The sequence below is a fragment of the Pseudoclavibacter sp. RFBG4 genome (assembly GCF_002931515.1).
Classification (GTDB): Bacteria; Actinomycetota; Actinomycetes; order Actinomycetales; family Microbacteriaceae; genus Pseudoclavibacter.
In genome coordinates this window covers 91,042-112,916 of the sequence record NZ_PSYC01000014.1, presented here as the reverse complement: position 1 = coordinate 112,916, position 21,875 = coordinate 91,042, and the positions used below count along the sequence as shown (strand labels likewise).

The 21,875-nt window shown below is 67.5% G+C and carries 20 protein-coding genes; 8 read left to right on the top strand and 12 right to left on the bottom strand.

Annotated features, from left to right (window positions below; all coding sequences use genetic code 11):
- Positions 1-33 precede the first annotated feature (33 nt).
- The 12 genes from C5E10_RS03860 to C5E10_RS03805 form a co-directional block, all read right to left on the bottom strand.
- Positions 34-561 carry a methylated-DNA--[protein]-cysteine S-methyltransferase gene (locus tag C5E10_RS03860; protein WP_374953479.1) on the bottom strand — a complete coding sequence of 176 codons (528 nt, stop codon included), beginning with the start codon at positions 559-561 and terminating at the stop codon, positions 34-36.
- Complete coding sequence (locus C5E10_RS03855) at positions 558-2,177, bottom strand: DNA-3-methyladenine glycosylase 2 family protein (RefSeq protein WP_104330513.1); 1,620 nt, start codon at positions 2,175-2,177, stop codon at positions 558-560. Before C5E10_RS03855 ends, C5E10_RS03860 begins: the two co-directional genes overlap by 4 nt.
- A gap of 144 nt (positions 2,178-2,321) precedes the next feature.
- Entirely contained in the window at positions 2,322-2,807 is a 486-nt protein-coding gene (locus tag C5E10_RS03850) for a PTS sugar transporter subunit IIA (protein ID WP_104330512.1), read from the bottom strand.
- Entirely contained in the window at positions 2,804-3,946 is a 1,143-nt protein-coding gene (locus C5E10_RS03845; protein ID WP_258063370.1) for an adenosine deaminase, read from the bottom strand. Before C5E10_RS03845 ends, C5E10_RS03850 begins: the two co-directional genes overlap by 4 nt.
- 139 nt (positions 3,947-4,085) lie before the next feature.
- Positions 4,086-5,408, bottom strand: coding sequence for a thymidine phosphorylase (locus tag C5E10_RS03840; protein ID WP_104330511.1), 1,323 nt, complete (start codon positions 5,406-5,408; stop codon positions 4,086-4,088).
- Positions 5,405-5,824 carry a cytidine deaminase gene (locus tag C5E10_RS03835; RefSeq protein WP_228502402.1) on the bottom strand — a complete coding sequence of 140 codons (420 nt, stop codon included), beginning with the start codon at positions 5,822-5,824 and terminating at the stop codon, positions 5,405-5,407. Before C5E10_RS03835 ends, C5E10_RS03840 begins: the two co-directional genes overlap by 4 nt.
- Before the next feature lie 2 nt (positions 5,825-5,826).
- Positions 5,827-7,137: an ABC transporter permease gene (locus C5E10_RS03830; protein WP_104330509.1), complete on the bottom strand. Its 1,311-nt coding sequence runs from the start codon at positions 7,135-7,137 to the stop codon at positions 5,827-5,829.
- A complete protein-coding gene (locus tag C5E10_RS03825; protein WP_104330508.1) occupies positions 7,134-8,438 on the bottom strand; it encodes an ABC transporter permease in 1,305 nt (434 codons plus the stop codon). The genes C5E10_RS03830 and C5E10_RS03825 overlap by 4 nt, the downstream gene beginning before the upstream one ends.
- Entirely contained in the window at positions 8,435-9,934 is a 1,500-nt protein-coding gene (locus C5E10_RS03820) for an ABC transporter ATP-binding protein (protein ID WP_104330507.1), read from the bottom strand. Before C5E10_RS03820 ends, C5E10_RS03825 begins: the two co-directional genes overlap by 4 nt.
- Positions 9,935-10,119: 185 nt before the next feature.
- A complete protein-coding gene (locus C5E10_RS03815) occupies positions 10,120-11,205 on the bottom strand; it encodes a BMP family protein (protein WP_258063371.1) in 1,086 nt (361 codons plus the stop codon).
- Positions 11,206-11,445: 240 nt separating this feature from the next.
- Positions 11,446-12,531 carry a BMP family protein gene (locus C5E10_RS03810; RefSeq protein WP_104330505.1) on the bottom strand — a complete coding sequence of 362 codons (1,086 nt, stop codon included), beginning with the start codon at positions 12,529-12,531 and terminating at the stop codon, positions 11,446-11,448.
- A gap of 105 nt (positions 12,532-12,636) precedes the next feature.
- On the bottom strand, positions 12,637-13,749 hold the full coding sequence (locus tag C5E10_RS03805; protein ID WP_104330522.1) for a mannose-1-phosphate guanylyltransferase: 1,113 nt from the start codon (positions 13,747-13,749) through the stop codon (positions 12,637-12,639).
- A 124-nt stretch (positions 13,750-13,873) separates the two neighbouring features.
- On the opposite strand from C5E10_RS03805, the gene C5E10_RS03800 reads away from it, so the two are divergent.
- The 8 genes from C5E10_RS03800 to C5E10_RS03765 all read left to right on the top strand — a co-directional run bounded on the left by C5E10_RS03800 (position 13,874) and on the right by C5E10_RS03765 (position 21,872).
- On the top strand, positions 13,874-15,019 hold the full coding sequence (locus C5E10_RS03800; RefSeq protein ID WP_104330504.1) for a glycosyltransferase family 1 protein: 1,146 nt from the start codon (positions 13,874-13,876) through the stop codon (positions 15,017-15,019).
- A 303-nt stretch (positions 15,020-15,322) separates the two neighbouring features.
- A complete protein-coding gene (sdhC, locus tag C5E10_RS03795) occupies positions 15,323-15,655 on the top strand; it encodes a succinate dehydrogenase, cytochrome b556 subunit (protein ID WP_104252310.1) in 333 nt (110 codons plus the stop codon).
- 12 nt (positions 15,656-15,667) lie between these two features.
- Entirely contained in the window at positions 15,668-16,111 is a 444-nt protein-coding gene (gene sdhD / locus C5E10_RS03790; RefSeq protein WP_181058009.1) for a succinate dehydrogenase, hydrophobic membrane anchor protein, read from the top strand.
- 55 nt (positions 16,112-16,166) lie between these two features.
- Positions 16,167-17,969, top strand: a complete 1,803-nt coding sequence (gene sdhA / locus C5E10_RS03785; protein WP_104243062.1) for a succinate dehydrogenase flavoprotein subunit — start codon at positions 16,167-16,169, stop codon at positions 17,967-17,969.
- Positions 17,970-17,984: 15 nt separating this feature from the next.
- Complete coding sequence (locus C5E10_RS03780) at positions 17,985-18,746, top strand: succinate dehydrogenase iron-sulfur subunit (RefSeq protein ID WP_104243064.1); 762 nt, start codon at positions 17,985-17,987, stop codon at positions 18,744-18,746.
- A 123-nt stretch (positions 18,747-18,869) separates the two neighbouring features.
- A complete protein-coding gene (locus C5E10_RS03775) occupies positions 18,870-19,931 on the top strand; it encodes a YihY/virulence factor BrkB family protein (RefSeq protein ID WP_104330502.1) in 1,062 nt (353 codons plus the stop codon).
- 318 nt (positions 19,932-20,249) lie between these two features.
- A complete protein-coding gene (locus tag C5E10_RS03770) occupies positions 20,250-21,191 on the top strand; it encodes a helix-turn-helix domain-containing protein (protein WP_104330501.1) in 942 nt (313 codons plus the stop codon).
- A 180-nt stretch (positions 21,192-21,371) separates the two neighbouring features.
- A complete protein-coding gene (locus C5E10_RS03765; protein ID WP_104330500.1) occupies positions 21,372-21,872 on the top strand; it encodes a hypothetical protein in 501 nt (166 codons plus the stop codon).
- Positions 21,873-21,875 lie beyond the last annotated feature (3 nt).

Below are 21,875 nucleotides of genomic sequence, written 5' to 3'. Positions count from 1 at the left end.
GCTTGGGCAGCGGGCGGGCGGGCGGGCGCTGCGTCAGCGGGCGTGGGCGAGCTCGCGCTGCAGGAGCGAGCGCTTCACGTCGACGCCCCACGCGAATCCGCCGAGCGTGCCGTCCGAGCGCAGTACCCGGTGGCACGGCACGAAGAGCGCAGGCGCGTTGCTGGCGCAGATGCTCGCGGCCGCGCGCACGGCCGTCGGCCGGCCGAGAGCCGTCGCGAACTCCGTGTAGGTGAGCGGATGCCCTGCCTCGATGGCCCGCAGACCGAGCCACCCCTGCATCCGGAACGTCGCGCCGAACTGGGCGACCAGCACGTCGTCGATGGCGCGGAGATCACCGTCGTAGTACGCACCCACCGCATCGGAGGCGGCAGCGCGACCCCGAGCGACGGTGATCGGCCTGGCCTGCGCCGTGATACGTTCCAGGACACGCTGCTCGTCGTCGCTCCATCCTGAGGAGAGCACTGCCCCGTCACTGTCGCGGGCGATGATCGTGAACGGCCCGTCCGGGGTGTCGAGCGTCTCGATGATGGCCCGAGCTTCACTGCTGGTCTGCATGCTCATGCTGGTGTCTCCGTGGTGGTGGGCGGTGTCTGCGCGGTCGCGCTGGCCTTGGTGCCGGGTCTTGCCCTTGGCGGGACAGCTGCCCAGAGGTGGAGGGACAGGTAGCTTCGCCAGGGCCTGAACTGCTCAGCGACGCCCGTGAGGTCTCTGGGCTCAGGCGGGAGCCCGAGCGCTCTGGCTCCGCTTCGCAGGGCGACGTCTCCCGTGAGCAGCACGTCCGGGTTGCCAAGCACCCGCATGCTCACGTAGCCGGCCGTCCAGTCGCCGATGCCCTTGAACGCCGTCAGCGCCTCGTGCTGCTCGGCGATGTCGTCGCCCGACGAGAGCCGCAGCTGACCGTCCGCGATCGCCTCGGCGACGCGCGTGATGGTCGCCGACCGTGCCCTGGGGCCGGCGAAGGACTCCTCGCCGAGCTCCGCGATGGCGGCTGCGCTCGGGAAGAGGCGGTTCACACCGAGATCGGCCGCTGGTTCAGCGTTGTCGCCGTTCTGCTCGAGCGGGACTCCCGCCCGGGCTGCGAGGCGACCAAGGGCCGTCCGTGCCGCCGAGACGGTGATCTGCTGTCCGATGATGGCGCGAAACAGCATCTCGTCGGGGTCCACGGCTCCGGGCAGACGCCGGCCCGGGCGAAGGCGCACGTGCTCCGCGATCGCCGGATGCACGGAGAGCGCTCCGTCGACGGCCGCCGGGTCCGCATCCAGGTCGAAGAGCCGGCGCACACGCGTGACGAGGGCCTGCAGGTCGCTGAGATCGGTGAGGCGCGCGCGGAGTCTGAGCGACGCGGGCTGCGGGCCGCCAGCGTCCACGCCGAACCATGCGGGACCGCCCGGGAGGAGGAGACTGCGCTCGTACCTGTCGTCGGTCGCGACCTCGACCCCGTCGATGGCGCGCTCCCGAAGCCAGGTGAAGACGCCCGCGGCGTCGTACGGCTCCCGGTACGCGAGCGACAGCGTCAGTGGGGCGGCTCCGGTGCCGAGCGCCAGGCGAGTGCCGAAGCTCCCGAGGTTGCCGTCCGCGACTCGCGGCGCGGCCGCCGCGACTCGTCCGCGTGATCGCTCGCGGACGAGGGTCGGCGTCAGCTGGAAGACCTCCTGCACGGTCTCGTTGAACGCTCTGACACTCGCGAAGCCGGCCGCGAAGGCCACCTCGGCGAAGGGCAGGTCCGTGGCGCCGAGCAGCGTCGCGGCTGTGCGTGCCCGCTGCGCTCGTGCAAGCGCAAGCGGGCCCGCGCCGAGCTCAGCGGTGAGCACCCTCGCGAGGTGCCTGGAGGAGTACCCGAGTCGAGCAGCGAGCCCAGGGACCCCTTCCCGTTCCACGACCCCGTCGCTGATGAGCCGCATGGCCCTCCCGGCGACGTCGCCGCGGAGGTTCCAAGCCGGGTCACCGGGTGCCGCGTCCGGCAGGCAGCGCTTGCAGGCCCGGTACCCGGCCTCGTGGGCGGCCGCGCTCGTCGGATAGAACGTGACGTTCTCCCGCTTGGGTGTGCGGGCGGGGCAGCTCGGTCTGCAGTAGATGCCGGTCGACCCGACGGCGGTGATGAACTGCCCGTCGAAGCGTCGATCCTTGGCGAGGATCGCGCGATACCGCTCGTCGCCGGTGAGGGTGATGCTTGCCATGCGACGAGTCTGGCAGGTTGACCTTGCCATCGCTCGCGGAAATCGGACACGACGGTGGGCTGATCCCCCGCCCTGCTGCACTTTCTGCGCACCGAGCGGCGGCGCGCTCCTGCCTCTGTCACGCCACCGAGACGCGAAGCCGGGTCAGGCGATGAGCAGCCCTGCGGCGACGAGCCGCGGTTTGAGGAGCTCGACGAACTTCTCCGGCGTGGTTGCGGCGACGAGCTCGCCGAGGACGGCGTCGTTGTCGAACGTCTTCGCGAGCGCCGCGATGAGCTTGAGGTGCTCCGACGCGCTGGTCGCCGTCATGCCGACGACGATGCGCACGGGGTCGTAGCGCGCGTGCCCGAAGCCGACGCCTTCCGGGTAGGTGATGACGGCCAGGCCGTTCTCGATGGTCTCCTCACCGGGACGCGCGTGCACGAGCGCGACGCCCGGGCCGACGACGACATACGGCCCGAAGCGTTCGATGACGCGAACCATGTTGCTGGTGTAACCGCGCTTCGCGAAGCCGCGCTCGGCGAGCAGCTCGCCCATCTGACCGACAGCCTGCCGCCAGTCGAGCGCCTGCTCGGCGAGGCGCACGCTGCTTGCGTCGAACTGAAGCTCAGGTGTGGCCTGCGCGTTCATGCTCCTGCCTCGTCGAACCCTTCGCTCACGATCTCAGCCAGCTCTTCCCGGTCTTCGATCGGCAGGAACGCACCCTCGGCGGCGTTCAGCTGGAACGTCTCCAGGTCGGCGAGGTCGTAGTCGAAGGCGTCAGCGAGCAGCGTCAGCTCTCGGGAGATGCTGGTCGCGCTCATGAGGCGGTTGTCGGTGTTGACGGTCACCGTGAAGCCGAGCTGGTAGAGCAGATCGAAGGGGTGGTCTTCGATGCTGTCTCCCCAGGCGGCGATGGCGCCGGTCTGCAGGTTCGAGGATGGGCTGAGCTCGAGCGGGATGCGGCGGTCGCGCACCCACTGGGCCAGCCGGCCGAGCGACACGTAGGTGCCGTCGTCGTCTTCGCCCTCGAGGTCGATGTCTTCTGCGATGCGCACGCCGTGGCCGAGGCGCAGAGCGTGGGCGTCGAAGAGGGCGCTCTCGATGGAATCGAGGCCTGCGGCTTCTCCGGCGTGGACCGTGGCGGGGAACCGTTCCGACATGAGGTAGTCGAAGGCTTCCTGGAGGTTCGTGGGCGGGAACCCGTCTTCCGGGCCAGCGATGTCGAAGCCGACGACGCCTGCCTCGCGGTGGCGCACGGCGAGCTTCGCGATCTCGAGTCCGTTGCCAGCGTGGCGCATGGCGCTCACGAGCTGGCCGACGCGGATGCGCTTGCCGTGGGATCGGACGTCGTCGATGCCCTCGTTGATGCCGGCCTGGACCGCGTTCACCGCGTCGTCGAGGCTCAGGCCACGCTTGAGGTGCTGCTCCGGTGCCCAGCGAACTTCGCCGTAGACGACCCCGTCGGCACCGAGGTCGTTGACGAAGTCGCGAGCGACGCGCCGCAGACCGTGTGTGGTCTGCATGACGGCCGTGGTGACGTCGAAGGTCTTGAGGTACTCGACGAGCGAGCCGGAGTCGGATTGGTCGGAGAACCAGTTCGACAGTTCGGGCGCACTCGTCGCGGGAAGTTCCAGGCCGATCTCGTCGGCGAGCTCGATGATGGTCTGCGCCCGCAGCCCACCGTCGAGGTGGTCATGCAGCGACACCTTCGGCAGCGCTCGGATGCTGGTGCCGTCTCGCAGCGTGAAATCGCCCTCGTCGTATGGCGCGGAGCTCTGCACAGACACGGTGTTCCCCTTCGAATGTGGCCGCGAACCAACAAGTGCGGCCGTCCAGAGCCATGATTCTATCTGGCGGAGACAACCGACGCGCGAGGCGGCGCGGCGGTGTGGAGAAGGTCTCCCTTCTCCACACCGCCTGCCTGCGTCATTCTGCCCCGATGCGCCCTGCGATGAGCGGGCCGCCGGTGAGGACCTCCGACCCGGCGTCCCCGACCTCGTATGCACCCTCGAGCGCCTCGAGCGCACGCGGGAAGCGAGCGGCGTCCTCGGCAGAGAGCGTGAAGAGCACATCGCCCTTCTTGACGGTGTCACCCGGCTTCACAGCCAGGTCGATCCCGGCCGCGTGGATGACCGGGTCCTGCTTGCGCGCACGGCCCGCTCCGAGGCGCCACGCGGCGATACCGAAGGGCAGCGCCTCCTGGCGGGTGAGCACGCCGTCGCGGTCCGCCCTCACCTCGTGCGTCTCGTTTGCCACCGGAAGCGCGCCGTCCGGGTCGCCGTCCTGCGCCGCGACCCAGCGCCGCCACACATCCATCGCCGCGCCGTTCTTCAGCGCGCCTTCGACGTCGGCGTCCGGCTTGCCCGCCAGACGGAGCATCTCGCGGGCGAGTTCAACCGTGAGCTCGACGACATCGGCGGGGCCCCCGCCCGCGAGCACCTCGACCGACTCGCGAACCTCGTTGGCGTTGCCGATCGCGAGCCCGAGCGGAACGTTCATGTTCGTGAGCAGTGCCGACGTGCGCACGCCGGCGTCCTCGCCGAGCGCCACCATGGTCTCGGCGAGCGCGCGGGAGCGCTCGATGTCGCCCATGAACGATCCGGAGCCGAACTTCACGTCGAGCACAAGCGAGTCGGTGCCCTCCGCGATCTTCTTCGACATGATGCTCGACGCGATGAGCGGGATGCACTCGACCGTGCCGGTGATGTCGCGGAGGGCGTACAGCTTCTTGTCCGCTGGTGCCAGGCCGGCGCCAGCGGCGCAGATGACGCCGCCGATCTCCTGGAGGAGGCGGAACATCTCCTCGTTGCTGAGGTCGGCCCGCCAGCCGGGAATGGCCTCGAGCTTGTCGAGGGTTCCTCCCGTGTGGCCGAGCCCACGGCCGGAGAGCTGCGGCACCGCCACGCCGAAGGAGGCGACCAGCGGCATGAGCGGAAGCGTAATCTTATCGCCGACGCCCCCGGTGGAGTGCTTGTCGACCGTGACCTTGCCGAGCCCGTCGAAGTTCATCCGCTCACCGGATGCGATCATCGCGAGGGTCATGTCGCGGATCTCGGTGCGCTCCATGCCGTTGAGGAAGATCGCCATGGCCATCGCTGCCATCTGCTCGTCGCCCACGAAGCCGTTCGCGTAGCGCGAGATGAGCCAGTCGATCTCCGGCGTCGACAGGGATCGCCCGTCGCGCTTCGCCTTGATGAGGTCGACGGCGTCGAACGCCTCGATTGCGGAGAGGGCGGGGGTGGAGCTCATGCGATCCCTTCGAGATCTCTGGGGCCGAACGCATCCGGCAGTACCTGGTCGATGGTGCGGATGCCCGAGACGGTGTCGAGGAGCATCCCTGGTGCTGAGAACTCGTACAGCAGCTGACGGCAGCGGCCGCACGGCATGATGATGTCGCCGGCGCCGTTGCAGCAGGAGAACGCGACGAGCTTGCCACCGCCGCTCGCTTGGAGCGCGGACACGAGCCCGCACTCGGCGCACAGGCCGACTCCGTAGCTGGCGTTCTCGACGTTGCAGCCGACGACGATGCGTCCGTCGTCGACGAGCGCGGCGGCGCCGACCGAGTAGTTCGAGTACGGCGCGTAGGCCTTCGCCATGATGTCGCGTGCGGCCTGGCGCAGGGCTTCCCAGTCGGGTGCGAGCACTTCGGTATCTGGTGTTGTCATCGCTATGCCTTCACGTAGGGTTTGCCCGCCGCGGCGGGTCCTCGTGACTGGCCGACGAACCCGGCCACGGCGAGGATGGTGACGATGTAGGGAATCATCGCCATGAACTCGGGTGGGATGTTCGCGCCGACCTGGCTCACGAGCGTCTTCAGGTTCGAGGCGAAGCCGAAGAGCAGCGCCGCGAGGGTCGCGTAGACGGGGTGCCAGCGCCCGAAGATCAGTGCGGCGAGGGCGATGTAGCCCTGTCCGCTTGTCATCTCCTGGCTGAACGAGCCGACGCTGCCGAGCGTGAAGAAGCTTCCGCCGGCGCCGGCGATGGCGCCCGAGAGCAGCACGTTCCAGAACCGCGTCTTGTTGACCTTGATCCCGACCGTGTCCGCAGCCTTCGGGTGCTCGCCGACGGCGCGGAGGCGAAGGCCCCAGCGGGTCTTGAAGAGCGCGAAGGTGAGCGCTGGGACCGTGAGGAACATGAGGTACACGATGAACGTGTTGTCGAAGAGCAGCGGGCCGATGACGGGGATGTCGCTCAGCAGCGGGATCGCGAAGCGCGGGTACTTCTCGTCCTGCGCGATCGTGTTGAGGAACCCGCTGTCGCGGGTCATGACGCCGGAGTAGAGGAAGTTCGTCAGGCCGATGACGAGCATGTTGATGACCACGCCGACGACCACCTGCTCGACGAGGTAGCGGATCGAGAAGACCGCGAGGATGAGCGAGACGAGCATGCCCGCGAGGATGGCTCCGAGGAGGCCGAGGAACGGGTTGCCCGTCATCGAGCCGATGAGCGCCGAGGTGAATGCGCCGGCGAGGAGCTGGCCCTCGATGGCGATGTTCACGACGCCGACACGCTCCGAGACGAGTCCCGCCATGGATCCGAAGATCAGCGGGGTCGAGATGGCGAGCGTGCCGGTGAGGAGCCAGGTGAGCGGGACGTTGGCGTTGGCGCCGATGAAGACGATGAGCGCCCACGCCCAGAGGATGCCGAAGACGACCATGACCCACATGGGCAGCTTCTCGCCCGCCGCTGTGCGGAGGAAGGCGACGACGGTGATCCCGGCGAGGATCACGCCGATGATGAGGTTCGTCATCATGGTCGGGAGGACCAGCGGGGCGAACTTGATGGGGACGCCATCCGAGTTCAGGTCGATCGTGCTCGAGGCTCCCGCAGGTGCGAGCAGCCCGAAGACGATGAGGACAAGCGCGCTGAAGAACGCGTACGCGATCGGCGCCTTCCAGCTGCGGGTCGAGCGGACCTCGGCCTTGGTGCTTGCCCCTACCGGGATCTGCTCCTCGGTGCTCGGCGTCACTGCGGTCATGCGTTCACCTCGTTCTTCTTGCCGTTGCTGCCCTTGTCGCTGCCGTCTTCCCGACCCTCGCGCGACGCGCGGATGCGGTCGAGGAGGCGGATGCCGGACGGCCGCGGGAGGCGGAAGATCGCCCGGATGAGCGGCGGCGCTGCGATGAAGAGCACGATGAGGCCCTGGATGACGGCGACGATGTCGATGGGGATGCCCTCGACGACCTGCATGGGGAAGGAGCCTGCCTTGAGCGCTCCGAAGAGGAGGCCGGCGAGGATGATGCCGACCGGGTGACCGGCACCGAGCAGTGCGACGGTGATGGCATCGAAGCCGATCCCCGCATGCACGCCGGGGTCGTAGCCCGCTGTCGCGCGGCCGAGGACCTGCGTGGCACCGGCGAGGCCGATGAAGGCGCCGGCGATGGCCATCGTGAGGAAGGTGATGAAGGCGACGTTGATGCCGGCCGTTCGGGCGGCGCTCGGGTTGAGGCCGACCGCGCGCACCTTGAAGCCGACCGTGGTGCGCTCCATGATCCACCAGTAGACGAAGGCGGCGGCGATGGCGAGGATGAAGCCCCAGTCGGCGGCACCGACGAGGTCCGGCAGCTGCGCGGACTCGACGATGGGCTTGGCCTTGGCGTTTCCGCCAGCACCCTCGGCCTGGAAGACCGGGGTCTTCAGCAGGTAGGTGATGCCCCAGAAGGCGATCCAGTTGAGCATGATCGTGACGATCACCTCGTGGGCGCCGGTCTGCGCCTTCAGCCAGCCGGCGATGCCGGCCCAGAGCGAGCCGCCGACGATGCCGGCGAACGCCGCCACGAGGACGTGCACGACGAACGGCAGCTGCAGGCTCGCGCCGATGAAGCCGGTGAAGAGCGCTGCGATGAGGATCTGGCCCTGACCACCGATGTTGAAGAGGCCGGCGCGGAACGCGAACGCGACGCCGAGGCCCGCCGTGATGAGCGGCGTCGCCCACATGAGCGTGTTGGTCAGCGGCACGAAGCCGTTGCGGGGCGAGTAGATCGCGCCTTCCCACAGCGCGCGGAACGCGCCGGCGATGACGCCGCCCGCCGCCGTGAAGAGGTCCATCGGCCGCGAGAAGAAGTAGCCGGTGGTCTCGAGCACGTCGTCGCTCGTGAAGACGACGAGGAGCGAGCCGATGAGGAGCGCCAACACGATCGCGAGGATCGAGCGCAGCGGCCCTCCGCCGAGGATGTCGCGCCAGAGGCCGTGCCAGGGCGACTGCTCGCTCGCGGCGGCCGGTACCTGGGTGCCGGGTGGCGGCGGGGTCTCCGCCGTCACGTTCTGCAGCTGGCTCATACCTCTACCCCCGCCATCATCTGGCCGAGCACGTCTCGGGACGTCTCCGGTCCAACGATTCCCATGCTCTTGCCCTGGTACATGACCATGATCCGATCTGCCAGCTGGACGACTTCGTCGAGTTCCGTCGACACGATGATGACCGGGATGCCCGAGTCGCGGACGCGCACGATCTGCTCGTGCACGAACTCGATCGATCCGACGTCGAGGCCTCGGGTCGGCTGCGAGGCGATGAACATCCGCAGGTCCCGGCCGAGCTCGCGGGCGAGGACGACCTTCTGCTGGTTTCCGCCGGAGAGGCGGCCCACGGCCGTCTCGATGGACGGCGCCCGGACATCGAAGTCCTTGACGTTCTTCTCCGCGAAGGCGGTGATCTCCCGCAGGTTGAGCGCGATGCCGTTCGAGAACGGCGGGCGGTCAGCGCGGTCGAGCACGAGGTTCTCCGCGATCGTGAAGTCGCCGACGATGCCGTCTTCGGTACGGTCTTCCGGAACGAAGCCGAGTCCCGCATCCAGCGTCTTCTTGACCGACTGCCCGATGAGCTCGTTGCCGTCGAGGCTGATGGAGCCGAGCGCCTTCTTGTGGAGCCCGAGGATGGCCTCCGTCAGCTCGGTCTGCCCGTTGCCCTGCACGCCGGCGATCACGAGGATCTCGCCCTCGCGCACCTCGAAGCTCAGCTCGTCGACCTGCTTGGCGCCGACTTCGTCGAAGACCGTCAGCTCGGAGACGACGAACGTCGTCTCGCCCAGCTTCGGGGCCTCCTTGTCGACGTCGAGGTCGACTGCTCGACCCACCATCTTCGCCGCGAGCTCTTCGTTGGACTCGCTCGGGAGTGCCGTGCCGACGACCTTGCCTCGCCGGATGACGGTGATGCGGTCCGCGACCTTGCGGACCTCGCGCAGCTTGTGCGTGATGAAGACGATGGAGGTGCCGGCCTTGCGCAGCTGATCCATGATGACGATGAGCTCGTCGGTCTCCTGGGGCGTGAGCACGGCGGTGGGCTCGTCCAGGACCAGGATCTTCGCGTCGCGCGAGAGGGCCTTGATGATCTCGACGCGCTGCTGCGCGCCGACGGGCAGGTGCTCGACCAGCGCATCGGGGTCGATGTTGAAGCCGAACTGCGCCGACAGGTCGCGCACCTTCTGGCGCGCGCTCTCGATGTCGAGCACGCCGAGCCCGCTGGCCGGCTCGTGCCCGAGCATGAGGTTCTCCGCGACGGTGAAGACGGGGATGAGCATGAAGTGCTGGTGGACCATTCCGATGCCGGCGGCCATGGCATCGCCAGGACCGGAGAAGTGCCGGACGTCGTCGTCCAGCAGGATCTCGCCCTCATCGGCCTGGTAGAGGCCGTAGAGCACGTTCATCAGGGTCGACTTGCCAGCACCGTTCTCGCCGAGGAGCGCATGGATCTCGCCCTCCTCGATCGTGAGGTTGATGTTGTCGTTGGCCGTGAAGGCACCAAATCGCTTGGTGATGCCTCGAAGCTCGAGTTTCATAGCGGTCCACTTCGCTGTGCAGTAGTGCGGAATACGGCCTGGTGGGCCGGTGATACGCGAGCCGGTCGCGGTGGTGACCGCCGCCAGCTCGAGATGCATGCGTAGGCATGCTACGGGGCCGCCGCGAGTTTGCGCGACGGCCCCGCATCATGTTGTGCCCAGACGTCAATCTGGACGGCAGAGGATCAGACCTTGGGTGAGGAAGGCGACAGTTCCGGGTACTTGCCGTCGATGACTTCCTGCTTCAGGGTGTCGATCTCGTCGAGCGTGCCGGAGGGCAGCTCCGACTCGAAGGCGCCGAAGCCGGAGAGGCCGACGCCCTCGTTCTCGAGGACGCCCGTGTAGGTGGTGCCACCCTCGAAGGTGCCGTCGACGCTCTGGGAGATCGCGTCGAGAACCGTGACGTCGAGGCCCTTCATGATCGACACGAGGATGATGTCCGCGTACTGCTCGTCCGCGACCGCGAGGTCGGAGTCGACGCCGAGGATGACGGCGTCCTGGCCGCCTTCGCGGATCGCCTCAGCTGCACCCTGGTAGAGGGGGCCGCCGACGGGGAGGATGACGTCTGCACCCTGGCTGAGGAAGCCGGTGGAGATCTCCTTGGCGCGGGAGACGTTCGTGAAGTCGTCCACGAACGAGCCCTGCTGCGAGTCGACGTCCCAGCCGATGACCTTGACGTCCTTGCCCTTGACCTCGTTGAAGTGCTTGACGCCGTTGGCGAAGCCGTCCATGAAGATCGTGACGGTCGGGATGGCGGCGCCGCCGTACGTGGCGACGGTGCCCGTCTTGGAGTACGCGGCTGAGGCGTAGCCCGCCAGGAACGCGGCCTGCGCCGTGTCGTAGTTGAGCTCGAGCACGTTCGGGATGCCGAGGCCCTCGACGTCGACGATCGCGAAGTCGACGTCTGGGTTCGCCTCGGCCGCCGCGGCCGTCGCGTCTGCCAGCTTGAAGCCGACGGGAACGATGATCTTGCAGCCCTGGTCGACCATGGTCGTCAGGTTCGCCGCGTAGTCGTCCGGTGTTGCCGACTCCGCCTCGAGCACGTTGACTCCGAGCTCGGACTCCGCGTTCTCGAGCCCCGTGTGCGCAAGCTGGTTGAAGGAGCGGTCGTCGAACCCGCCCTCGTCAGACACCATGCACGCGGTGAAGTCGGATGCGCCTTCAGCGGCCCCATCGCCTGCTTCTGGCGCGGGGGCACAACCGGCGAGCACGAGGGCTGCAACGCCCACCGTGCCAAGTGCAGCGAAACGCTGCTTCGAAGAGATAGCCACTCTCGGTCCTCCTGAGTTGGATGTCCGTCGGGCCGCAGAACGCGAACACGACGAAGCTGGTGATTGCCCGAGCATAGCCGTAGCGCTGCGTCACAATTCGGCCGAAATCGGAATCGAAACCCGACCGTTGCACAGTTACGAGCGTGTTTCTCGGCGCGTCGCCCGGCGAGGCTCACGGCACCGGAACGTCGCAGGCCGATCGGTCGGTGCGGAGGCGCAGACGTCAGCTCCCGCGGTCGGTCAGTTCGCTCCTGTCGGCGATGACGGCGACTCGACGACGATCTCGCCGGAGATGATCTTCGCCTTGAGCGCCTCGACTTCCATCTTCAGCTCGGCGGGGATCTTCGCATCCCAGTCGTGGAAGGACGAGAGCCCGACGCCGTCGTTCTCGAGCGTGCCGACGTTGTTGCCCGCCTCGAAGGTCCCCGCGATGTCGGAGCCGATGACGCCGAGGATGGCCGGCTCCATCCGCTTCTCGACGGTCGTGACCAGGAGCGGCCGGTACTCCTCGCCCAGGAGCTCGTACCCGTCGGAGTCGACCCAGATGATGCCGACGTCGCCCGCAGCCAGCGCCGCTGCCGCAGCCCCCTCACCCGCCTGAGCCGCGACGGGCATGATGATGTCGGCGCCCTGCGAGATGAGCCCCTGCGCCGTGGTCTGCGCGGCATTCGTGTTGGTGAAGTCGTCGGTGAAGGATCCCTGCTGCGTCTCCGGGTCCCAGCCGACGACCCGCACGGACGCGCCCTTCGTCGTGTTGTACTGCTCGACCCCCGCGGCGAATCCGTCCATGAAGACCGTCACGGGCGGCTGGTTGCCGCCGCCGAACGTTCCGACGACCCCGGTCTCGCTGACCCCGGCCGCCAGGTAGCCGGCGAGGAACGCGGCCTGGGCCGTGTCGTGCACGATGGAGGCGACGTTCGGACCATCCACGACCTCGTCGACGATCGAGTACGTGATGTCCGGGTTCGCCTCGGCGGAAGCGCGGGTCGCGTCGGCCAGCTCCCAGCCGACCGTGACGATGTAGTCGCAGCCCTCGCCGACCATGGTCTCGAGGTTCGTCTCGTAGTCAGCCTGCGACTGCGAGACCGTCTCGCGCATGTCGACCCCGTACTCCGCCTGGGCCGCCTCGAGCGACTCGAAGACGGCCTGGTTGAACGAGCGGTCCTGGATGTTGCCGCTGTTCGCGACCATGCACGCCAGGTAGTCGCTGCCAGCAGCCGCTGCTCCCGTCGAGCCCGGCGCCTCGGGCGGCGCCTGGCAGGCCGTGAGAGCGAGGGCAGCGACGGCGAGCGCACCGACGGCGCCTGGAATGCGAGAGCGTGACATGCCGGAAGAGTAGTGGGAGCCGGGCGCAGACCGCTACGCGCGTGCACGGATCGTTGTGACCGTGCACGCGCGCAGAGGAGCGGGGCGGGAGAAGTGGAAGGCGGGTCAGAGCACTTCCGGGCGCTTCGACGCCTTGATCTCGGCCACGAGCTGCTTGACCTTCTGCGCGTTCGCGGCGGTCGTGACGAGCAGCGCGTCCGGGGTGTCGACCACGACGATGTCCTTGATGCCGGCGATCGCGACGACGCGGTCGGTGTGGTTGACGATGAGGCCGGAGCCGTCGACGACCACGACGTTGCTCTCGTCGCCGTGCACGGTCACGCCGTTGCCGTTGGTGCTCTTGCGGAGCCGGCTCACGGCCGCGAAGTCTCCAACGTCGTCCCACTGGAAGTAGCCGGGGATGACGGCGAGCTCGCCGCGCGCGGCCGCCGGCTCGGCGACGGTGTAGTCGATGGCGATCTTCTCGAGGTTCGGCCAGACGCGGGCGGTGACCTCCGCCTGCCGATCGGTGCCCCAGGCATCCGCGATCTCGTTGATGCCGGCGGCGAGGGTCGGGTGCGATTCGGCCAGCGCCTCCATGAGGCGGTCGACGCGGGCGAAGAACATGCCGGCGTTCCAGAGGTACTCACCGGAGGCGAGGTAGCGGCGAGCTGTCGCCTCCTTGGGCTTCTCGACGAACGCGTCGACCTTCCGCGCACTGGGGGCGGCGGGGATCTTCAGCGGCTTGCCGGCACGGATGTAGCCGAATGCCGTGGACGGCTCGATGGGCTGGATGCCGATCGTGACGATGGCACCGGCGTCTGCTGCCTCGACGGCCTCGCGCACCGCCGCTGCGAAGCGGTCGGTGGCACCGATGAGGTGGTCGGCGGCGAAGGAGCCGATGATGGCGTCCGGCACACGTCGCTGCAGGATGGCCGCGGCGAGGCCGATGGCCGCCGTGGACTCGCGGCCCTCGCTCTCGAGGACGATGTTCTCCTCGATGAGCTCCGGGAGCTGCGCGCGCACCTCCTTGGCATGCGCCTCTCCCGTCACGACGAGGAGCCGGTCCTCCGCGCACAGGGGCGCGAGGCGGTCCCAGGTCGCCCGCAGGAGGGTGGAGCCGTTTCCGACGACGTCGTGAAGGAATTTCGGGGCTTCGGCCCGCGAGAGGGGCCACAGTCGGGAACCGACGCCTCCTGCTGGAATCACGCCATAGAACCGATCGATCGCATCTGCCATGCGCAACACCATAGGGGAACACTGTCACCCGCTGGTTTCGGCGGGACGAAGCTGTGGATAAGTCGTCGTGCGGGCGTCGCCGCGAGTTCACCTCCGTGCCACTCCGAGCACCTACGTTCGCCCTATGCGCATCGCGGTCGTCACCGAGAGCTTCCTCCCCACCGTCAACGGCGTGACGAACAGCGTCTGCAAGGTGCTCGACCACCTCGCACTGCGCGGACACGAGGCCATCGTCGTCACTCCGGCAGCCGGCTCGCCGAAGGACTACAGGGGGTTCCGCGTCGTCGAGGTGCCAGCTCTCGACTACCGCCAATTCCCCGTCGGCCTCCCCTCCCCCAGAGTCGATCGGCTCCTCGCGGAGTTCGCGCCAGACGTCGTCCACGCCGCGAGTCCCCTCTTTCTGGGATCGCAGGCCATCGCGGCCGCGAAACGACGTGGCATACCGAGCGTGGCCGTCTTCCAGACCGACGTCGCCGGGTACACGAAGCGCAACAAGCTGAGCGCCATGGAGGGCTTCGCCTGGTGGTTCATCCGCTGGCTGCACAACAACGCAGACCTGACGCTGGCGCCGTCGAGCGCGGCGCTCGGCGACCTGCGGCGCGCCAAGATCACGAACGCCACCCGCTGGGGCCGAGGCGTCGACCTCGAGACGTACCATCCGCGCAACAAGCACGAGCAGAGCGTGCGCAGCAGCCGCAAGCGCCTGGGCGCCGACTCGCGCACCGTCATCGGCTACGTGGGCAGGCTCGCGCCCGAGAAGCAGGTCGAGCGCCTCGCCTCACTCAGAGGACTCGATGACGTGCAGCTGGTCGTCGTCGGCGATGGGCCATCGGAGCCGAGCATCCGGAAGGCGCTCAAGGGCGTCCCGGTGCATTTCGCCGGGCGACTCGGTGGCCGAGACCTGGCCATGGCCTACGCGAGCTTCGACGTCTTCGTGCACACGGGCACCGAGGAGACCTTCGGGCAGACGATCCAGGAGGCCCACGCCAGCGGCCTGCCCGTCGTCGCCCCCTACGCGGGCGGGCCCATCGACCTCATCGAGCACGGCGTCGACGGTTTTCACTTCGACCCCGATCGAGCAGGCGACCTCGATCTGCGGGTCATGCTCGAGAAGCTCGTCGACGCTCCCGAGCTGCGTGCCAGGATGGGCGAGGCTGGCCGTCGCCGGGTGCTCTCGCGCTCGTGGGAGAGCGTCTGCGACGAACTCCTCGGCCACTACGTCGACGTGATGGCGACTGCGCGTCGCCCCGTCACACTGCCGCTCGCCTGATCGGCGCGGTCCACGCCCTGAGCGCGCACAGTGAGCGCTTCCAAGGAAGGTTAACCTTGCCAGTCAAGAACGGCGGGAGGCGTAGTCTAGGCGGGTATCAACATGCCCAACGCAGTGTGGTTGGGAGCTGCCGCTCAGTCTTCACCTTCTCGGCGCAAGAGTCCTGAGCGGAAGAACGCAACGCGACAGAAGGGCAATCCCGTGTCAGCCGTACAGACACCAGCTCCGGCGGGCTCGACAGCCCCGAAGAACACAGTGAAGAAGCCGCGACGCGGCGGCACGCTGTACCGGGGGAACGAGGGCATGTGGTCCTGGGTCCTCCACCGCATCACCGGCGTCTCCATCTTCTTCTTCCTCATCGTGCACGTGCTCGACACGTCGCTCGTGCGAGTCAGCCCTGAGGCCTACAACGCGGCCATCCACACCTACCAGACGCCCATCATGGGCATCGGCGAGGTCGGACTCGTGGCAGCCATCTGCTACCACGCGTTCAACGGGATCCGCATCATCCTCATCGACTTCCTGCCCGGCGGCGCGAAGTACCAGAAGCTCATGTTCTGGATCGTCATCGGCCTCTGCGTCGTCACGATGATCGGCTTCACGCCCCGCCACCTCATCAACGTGTTCAGCCACTAGGAGGGAGCTGCCATGACTATCGAAACGATCGAGTACCCCCGTTCAGCAGCTGCCGCCAAGAACAGCACCAACTGGGAGCGCATCGGCTGGGCGTTCATGCGCGTGTCCGGTGTGCTGCTGGTCATCCTCATCTTCGGCCACCTCTTCACGAACCTCATGGTCGGCCAGGGCGTCGCCGCCATCGACTTCGCGTTCGTCGCCGGCAAGATGGCTGACCCCTTCTGGGTCGTCTGGGACACGCTCATGCTGGTCCTCGCGTTCATCCACGGCGCCAACGGCATGCGCACGATCATCAACGACTACGTGTCGAAGGCGAGCACGCGTCGCGCACTGCAGGTCACGCTGTTCCTCGTCACGACGGTGCTCATCGTCCTCGGCCTCCTCGTGATCTACACGTTCGACCCGTGCCCCGCGAACGGCGCAGCCGAGAACCTGCCGAGCTTCTGCCCGGCCTAGCCGACCCGCTCGGCCACACGACTTCCACCACCTCAGAAAGAAGAGCCACAGACATATGGCAGAGAAGCTCGCTCCGACGCGCACCGTCGACGGCGTCCACTACCACCAGCACGAGATCGTCATCGTGGGCGCTGGCGGCGCCGGGATGCGCGCGGCCATCGAGGCCGCGCAGGGCGCTGACACGGCTGTCGTCACGAAGCTCTACCCGACTCGCTCGCACACCGGTGCGGCGCAGGGAGGCATGGCTGCGGCTCTCGCGAACGTCGAGGACGACAACTGGGAGTGGCACACGTACGACACCGTCAAGGGCGGCGACTACATCGTCGACCAGGACTCTGCCGAGATCCTCGCGAAGGAGGCCATCGAGGCGGTCATCGACCTCGAGAACATGGGCCTGCCCTTCAACCGCACGCCGGAGGGCAAGATCGACCAGCGTCGCTTCGGCGGCCACACGCGCGACCACGGCAAGGCGCCCGTTCGCCGCGCCTGCTACGCGGCTGACCGCACGGGTCACATGATCCTCCAGACGCTGTACCAGAACTGCGTCAAGCACAACGTGAAGTTCTTCAACGAGTTCTACGCGCTCGACATCGTGATGACCGAGGTCGACGGCCAGGAGGTCCCCGCGGCCATCGTGGCACTCGAGCTCAAGACGGGCGAGTTGCACGTCTTCCAGGGCAAGGCCTTCATCTTCGCGACCGGCGGCTTCGGCAAGGTCTTCAAGACGACCTCGAACGCGCACACCCTCACGGGTGACGGCATGGGCATCGTCTGGCGCCGTGGCCTCCCGCTCGAGGACATGGAGTTCTACCAGTTCCACCCCACCGGCCTGGCCGGCCTCGGCATCCTCCTCACCGAGGGTGCGCGCGGCGAGGGCGCCATCCTCCGCAACGCCTCCGGCGAGCGCTTCATGGAGCGCTACGCGCCGACCATCAAGGACCTCGCACCCCGCGACATCGTGGCTCGTTCCATGGTGCAGGAAGTGCTCGACGGCCGCGGCGCCGGCCCGCACAAGGACTACGTGTACCTCGACTGCACCCACCTGGGTGCCGAGGTGCTCGAGACGAAGCTGCCCGACATCACCGAGTTCGCACGCACCTACCTCGGCGTCGACCCTGTCACCGAACCGGTGCCCGTGTACCCGACCGCGCACTACGCGATGGGCGGCATCCCGACGAACAACGCCGGCGAGGTGCTCTCCGACAACGAGACCGTCATCCCCGGCCTCTACGCGGCCGGCGAGTGCGCCTGCGTCTCGGTGCACGGCTCGAACCGTCTGGGCACCAACTCGCTGCTCGACATCAACGTCTTCGGCAAGCGCAGCGGCCGCAACGCGGTCGAGTACGTCAAGACCGCCGAGTTCGCTCCCCTGCCCGACGACGCAGCGGCGTTCGTCAAGGGCATGGTCGACGACCTGCAGGCATCGACCGGCACCGAGTCGGTCGCCGGCCTGCGTCGTGAGCTGCAGGAGACGATGGACAAGAACGCCCAGGTCTTCCGCACCTCGGAGACGCTGACCGAGGCGACGAAGGTCATCCACTCGCTCCGCGAGCGGTACACCGAGATCTCGGTCTTCGACAAGGGCAAGCGCTACAACACGGAGCTGCTCGAAGGCATCGAGCTCGGCTTCCTGCTCGACCTCGCCGAGGTGCTCGTGTACTGCGCCCTCAACCGCGAGGAGAGCCGCGGCGGCCACATGCGCGACGACTTCCCGAAGCGCGACGACGTCAACTGGATGCACCACACCATGGCGTACCTCACGGGCGACCGGAAGTCGCCTGACCCCGCAGACCACATCCGTCTCGACAAGAAGCCCGTGCGCGTGACGCGCTACGAGCCGACCGAGCGCAAGTACTAGGAAGGGCTTCACAGAATGACTGCTGCAACGACTGAAGCACCCGAGGCGCCCATCGAGGCTCCCAAGCCGTTCACGGTGACGCTCAACGTGCGCCGCTACAGCCCCGAGACGGACACCGAGCCGTACTGGGAGGCGTTCGATGTCGAGATGTACCCGACCGACCGCATCCTCGACGCCCTGCACCGCATCAAGTGGGACCAGGACGGCTCGCTCGCGTTCCGTCGCTCCTGCGCACACGGCATCTGCGGCTCCGATGCGATGCGCATCAACGGCCGCAACCGCCTCGCGTGCAAGACGCTCGTCAAGGACCTCGACATCTCGAAGCCCATCTACGTCGAGGCCATCAAGGGGCTCCCCCTCGAGAAGGACCTCATCGTCGACATGGAGCCGTTCTTCGAGGCGTACCGTGAGGTGCAGCCCTTCCTGAAGGCTCAGGCCGAGCCGGAGAAGGGCAAGGAGCGCTTCCAGTCGATCGCCGACCGCGAGCGCTTCGACGACACCACCAAGTGCATCCTGTGCGCCGCGTGCACCACGTCGTGCCCCGTGTTCTGGACCGATGGCCAGTACTTTGGCCCGGCCGCCATCGTGAACGCGCACCGCTTCATCTTCGACTCCCGTGACGAGGACGCGAAGGTCCGCCTCGACATCCTCAACGACCGCGAGGGCGTCTGGCGCTGCCGCACGACCTTCAACTGCACCGAGGCCTGCCCGCGTGGTATCCAGGTGACGAAGGCGATCGCCGAGGTCAAGCAGGCAATGCTGAAGGGCCGCGTCTAGCGACGTCGTCAGCACCAGCGAAGGGGAGCAGCCGTACTCGGCTGCTCCCCTTTCTCGCATCGAGGTGGTGGCCGAGCGCGCGCCCTCCCCGCCGAGGGCACCGCGCGCGCCTAGCCTGCCTCTATGACCACCCCAGGGGCAGCCCATGAGACCAGCGTCGTCAAGGAACGGACGGCTCCGGATGCGCGAGACCCCCGCAAGCCAGACGGGCTGAAGAACGTGGTCGGCCCGGCCTGGCGCTACATTTTCATGCGCGCCATCCGGGAGTTCCTCCGCGACCGCTGCACGGTCCTGGCCGCGGCGCTCACCTTCTACATGCTGCTCGGCCTCTTCCCCGCGCTCCTGGCCCTGATGTCGGTCGTGGGCCTCTTCGGGCTGACCGACACGGCGGTGTCCTTCATCGACGAGATGTCGACGCACCTCGCCGACCCGACGTTCGCGGAGACTCTGCGGAACACGGTGCTGCAGCTGGGCGAGTCGCAGGGCGCAGGCACGGCGTTCATCGTCGGTCTGCTCGGCGCACTGTGGTCTGCGTCGGGCTACGTGAACTGCTTCTCGCACGCAATGAACACGGTGTACGAGATCGACGAGGGGCGGCCGTTCTGGAAGCTGCGCCCCACCATGATGCTGTGGACGATCGTGCTCCTGCTGCTCATGCTGGTGATCTTCGCCATCCTCGCCCTCTCGGGACCGGTGGCCTCGGCCATCGGCGGCATCATCGGTCTGGGCGACGCGTCGCTGACCGTGTGGAGCTTCGCGAGGTGGCCGATCGTGCTGCTCGTGGTGATCGTGATGATCGCCGTCCTGTTCTACGGCACGCCGAACGTCAGGCTGCCGAAGTTCAAGTGGATGACGCTCGGCGCGTTCATCGCGCTCTTCGTGACGGGCATCGCGAGCGCCGGCTTCTTCTTCTACGTGGCGAACTTCAGCAGCTACGAGCGTCTCTACGGCAGCGTTGCCGGTGTCATCGTCGGGCTCCTGTGGCTGTGGATCGTGAACCTCGCCCTGCTCTTCGGCGCGCAGTGCGATGCGGAGATCGAGCGTGTCCGGCAGCTGCGGGGCGGCATCGCGGCGGAGCAGAGCATCCAGCTGCCCCCGCGCGACACGAAGGCCAGCACCAAGCGCCTCGAGCAGATCGAGAAGGACGTCGTGAGAGGGCGCGAACTGAGGAATCGCGCGGAGTAGCCGTCCCCCTTCGGTGCACAGAGTGCGCGTGCTTCGCGCTCATCGATCGACCGTGCAGCGCTGCGACTGAAGGGACGAGGTCGTGTCGACCTCGGAGCCGCGAAAGGCGGCAAGGCCGCCTGCAGTATTCACGACGAAGTGAACGCCATTCACCAAGCATGGGCAATTCTCCGACAATCGACCCGGGGAATTCCGAGAATAAATTGCAATCTTTGCAAGTTGCAATCACCCGCAAAAAAGTCTCATTATGAAGCCCGCGACACGCCACCAGAGGCGCCTCATCTTGCAATAAACCTCTGGATTCAGAACACTTGTTATATGGCCGCTCCCCCCGGCGCTCACCGATCCTCGTTGATCCTGAGCTCTCAACGCTCTGTCGTGGACGGGGTCTCGGCGAGCGCGGATGTGGACACGGGAGTCGGTCGATTCTCGAGCGACGACCGCAACTGGCACCTGTCCGCCGCCGGCGTGGTGTTCGAGAACGGCTGCGTGTTCCGCGCTGAGGTTCGTACCGGGCCGGTGCGGATCGAGAACGAGTCAGCGCGACAGCGCATCGTCCTCGGGCTGGTCCGACAGGGGCGACTCACCCTCGACCCCGCCGGCGCGTCTCACGCGGTCACGACCAGCGGAGGCTTCTTTCTTGGGCCGGGAGCGCAGTCCTCGATCAGATTCGAGGAAGCCTCCGCCGTGATCCTCGTGTCGGTGCCCGCCCAGGTCGCAGCCGACCTCGGCGTGCGGGTCTCGAACCACAGCGGCGTCCTGCGCTCAGATACGGCGCTTGCACGCCCGGTGACCTCGTTCCTCGAGGTGCTCGCACGGCTGGACGAAGACCCGACGGTCCTGTCCTCCTACTTCCTCCAGCAGCTGCTCCACGAGCAGTCCGGTGCGCTCCTGCTGAGCAGTGAGGGCTTCCACGCAGACGTGCAGGTCAGCACCCAGGGCCTCTACCCCCGCGCACTGGAACTCATGATCGTGCGACGCGCGGACCCCGACGTCTCACCCTCGACCATCGCGCGGGATCTGAGCGTCTCCCTGCGGCAGCTCCAGAGGGAGTTCCACACACACGGGGACGCTCCAGCCTCCGCGTTGCGACGCGCTCGAGCCGAGCTGGCGCACCAGCTGCTCAACGACGAGCGCTACGCGCAGGTGCCGATCACCCAGCTCGCGGAGCTCTCCGGGTTCTCCTCGTCGCAGGTCATGCACCGCGTTCTGAAGCGATATCAATTCAACGCAGTATCGGCTTCGCCCCAAAGCGCGTAGCCCTTCTCACTGCATTCTTCACACATCCGCCCCTGACCCGGGCAGGCTGAACGATTCGCGCCGTCTATCCGGCAGAACGCGACGGGATAAGCGCTCATTCCGTGCACAAAAGCGATTCTTCATTCAATAGCGGGGAGCACTTGCTCGAACAACGTCGTCACTCGCGAGAGGTCTCCCCCCATGACCGATTCTTCCCCCAATTCACCGAGGACCATCGACCGCCGCAACCTCGTGAAGGGTGCCGCATGGTCGGTACCCGTCATCGCGCTGGTGACCGCGGCCCCGTTCGCGTCCGCATCGACCGTCGGAAACTTCAGCGTGGATGGCTCTTGCGCTGTCCTCGGCCTCATCGGCCCGGGATTTGTGGTCACGGCTGGTGCCCAGCCGCTGCCGATCGGCACCCGGATCGACATCGTCGGTCAGGGCGGCGTCAACATCGGCGTCTTCTCCGTCACGGGTGGCACTGCCAGCGTCAATGTCCTCAGCCAAAGCGCAAGCCGGATCACGCTCACGGCTCCACTGGCTGCGAACCAAACACTCGCGCTGCGCTCCACGCTGTCGGTCTCGGTCGCGTTCAGATTCACCGCGACCGCGACGCTCCCGACAGGCTTCACCGCAGGGCCGACCGCCAAGCCGAGTGGTTCGGTGAGCACGCTGCTCGTTCTTTGCAGCGCTGACTGATTC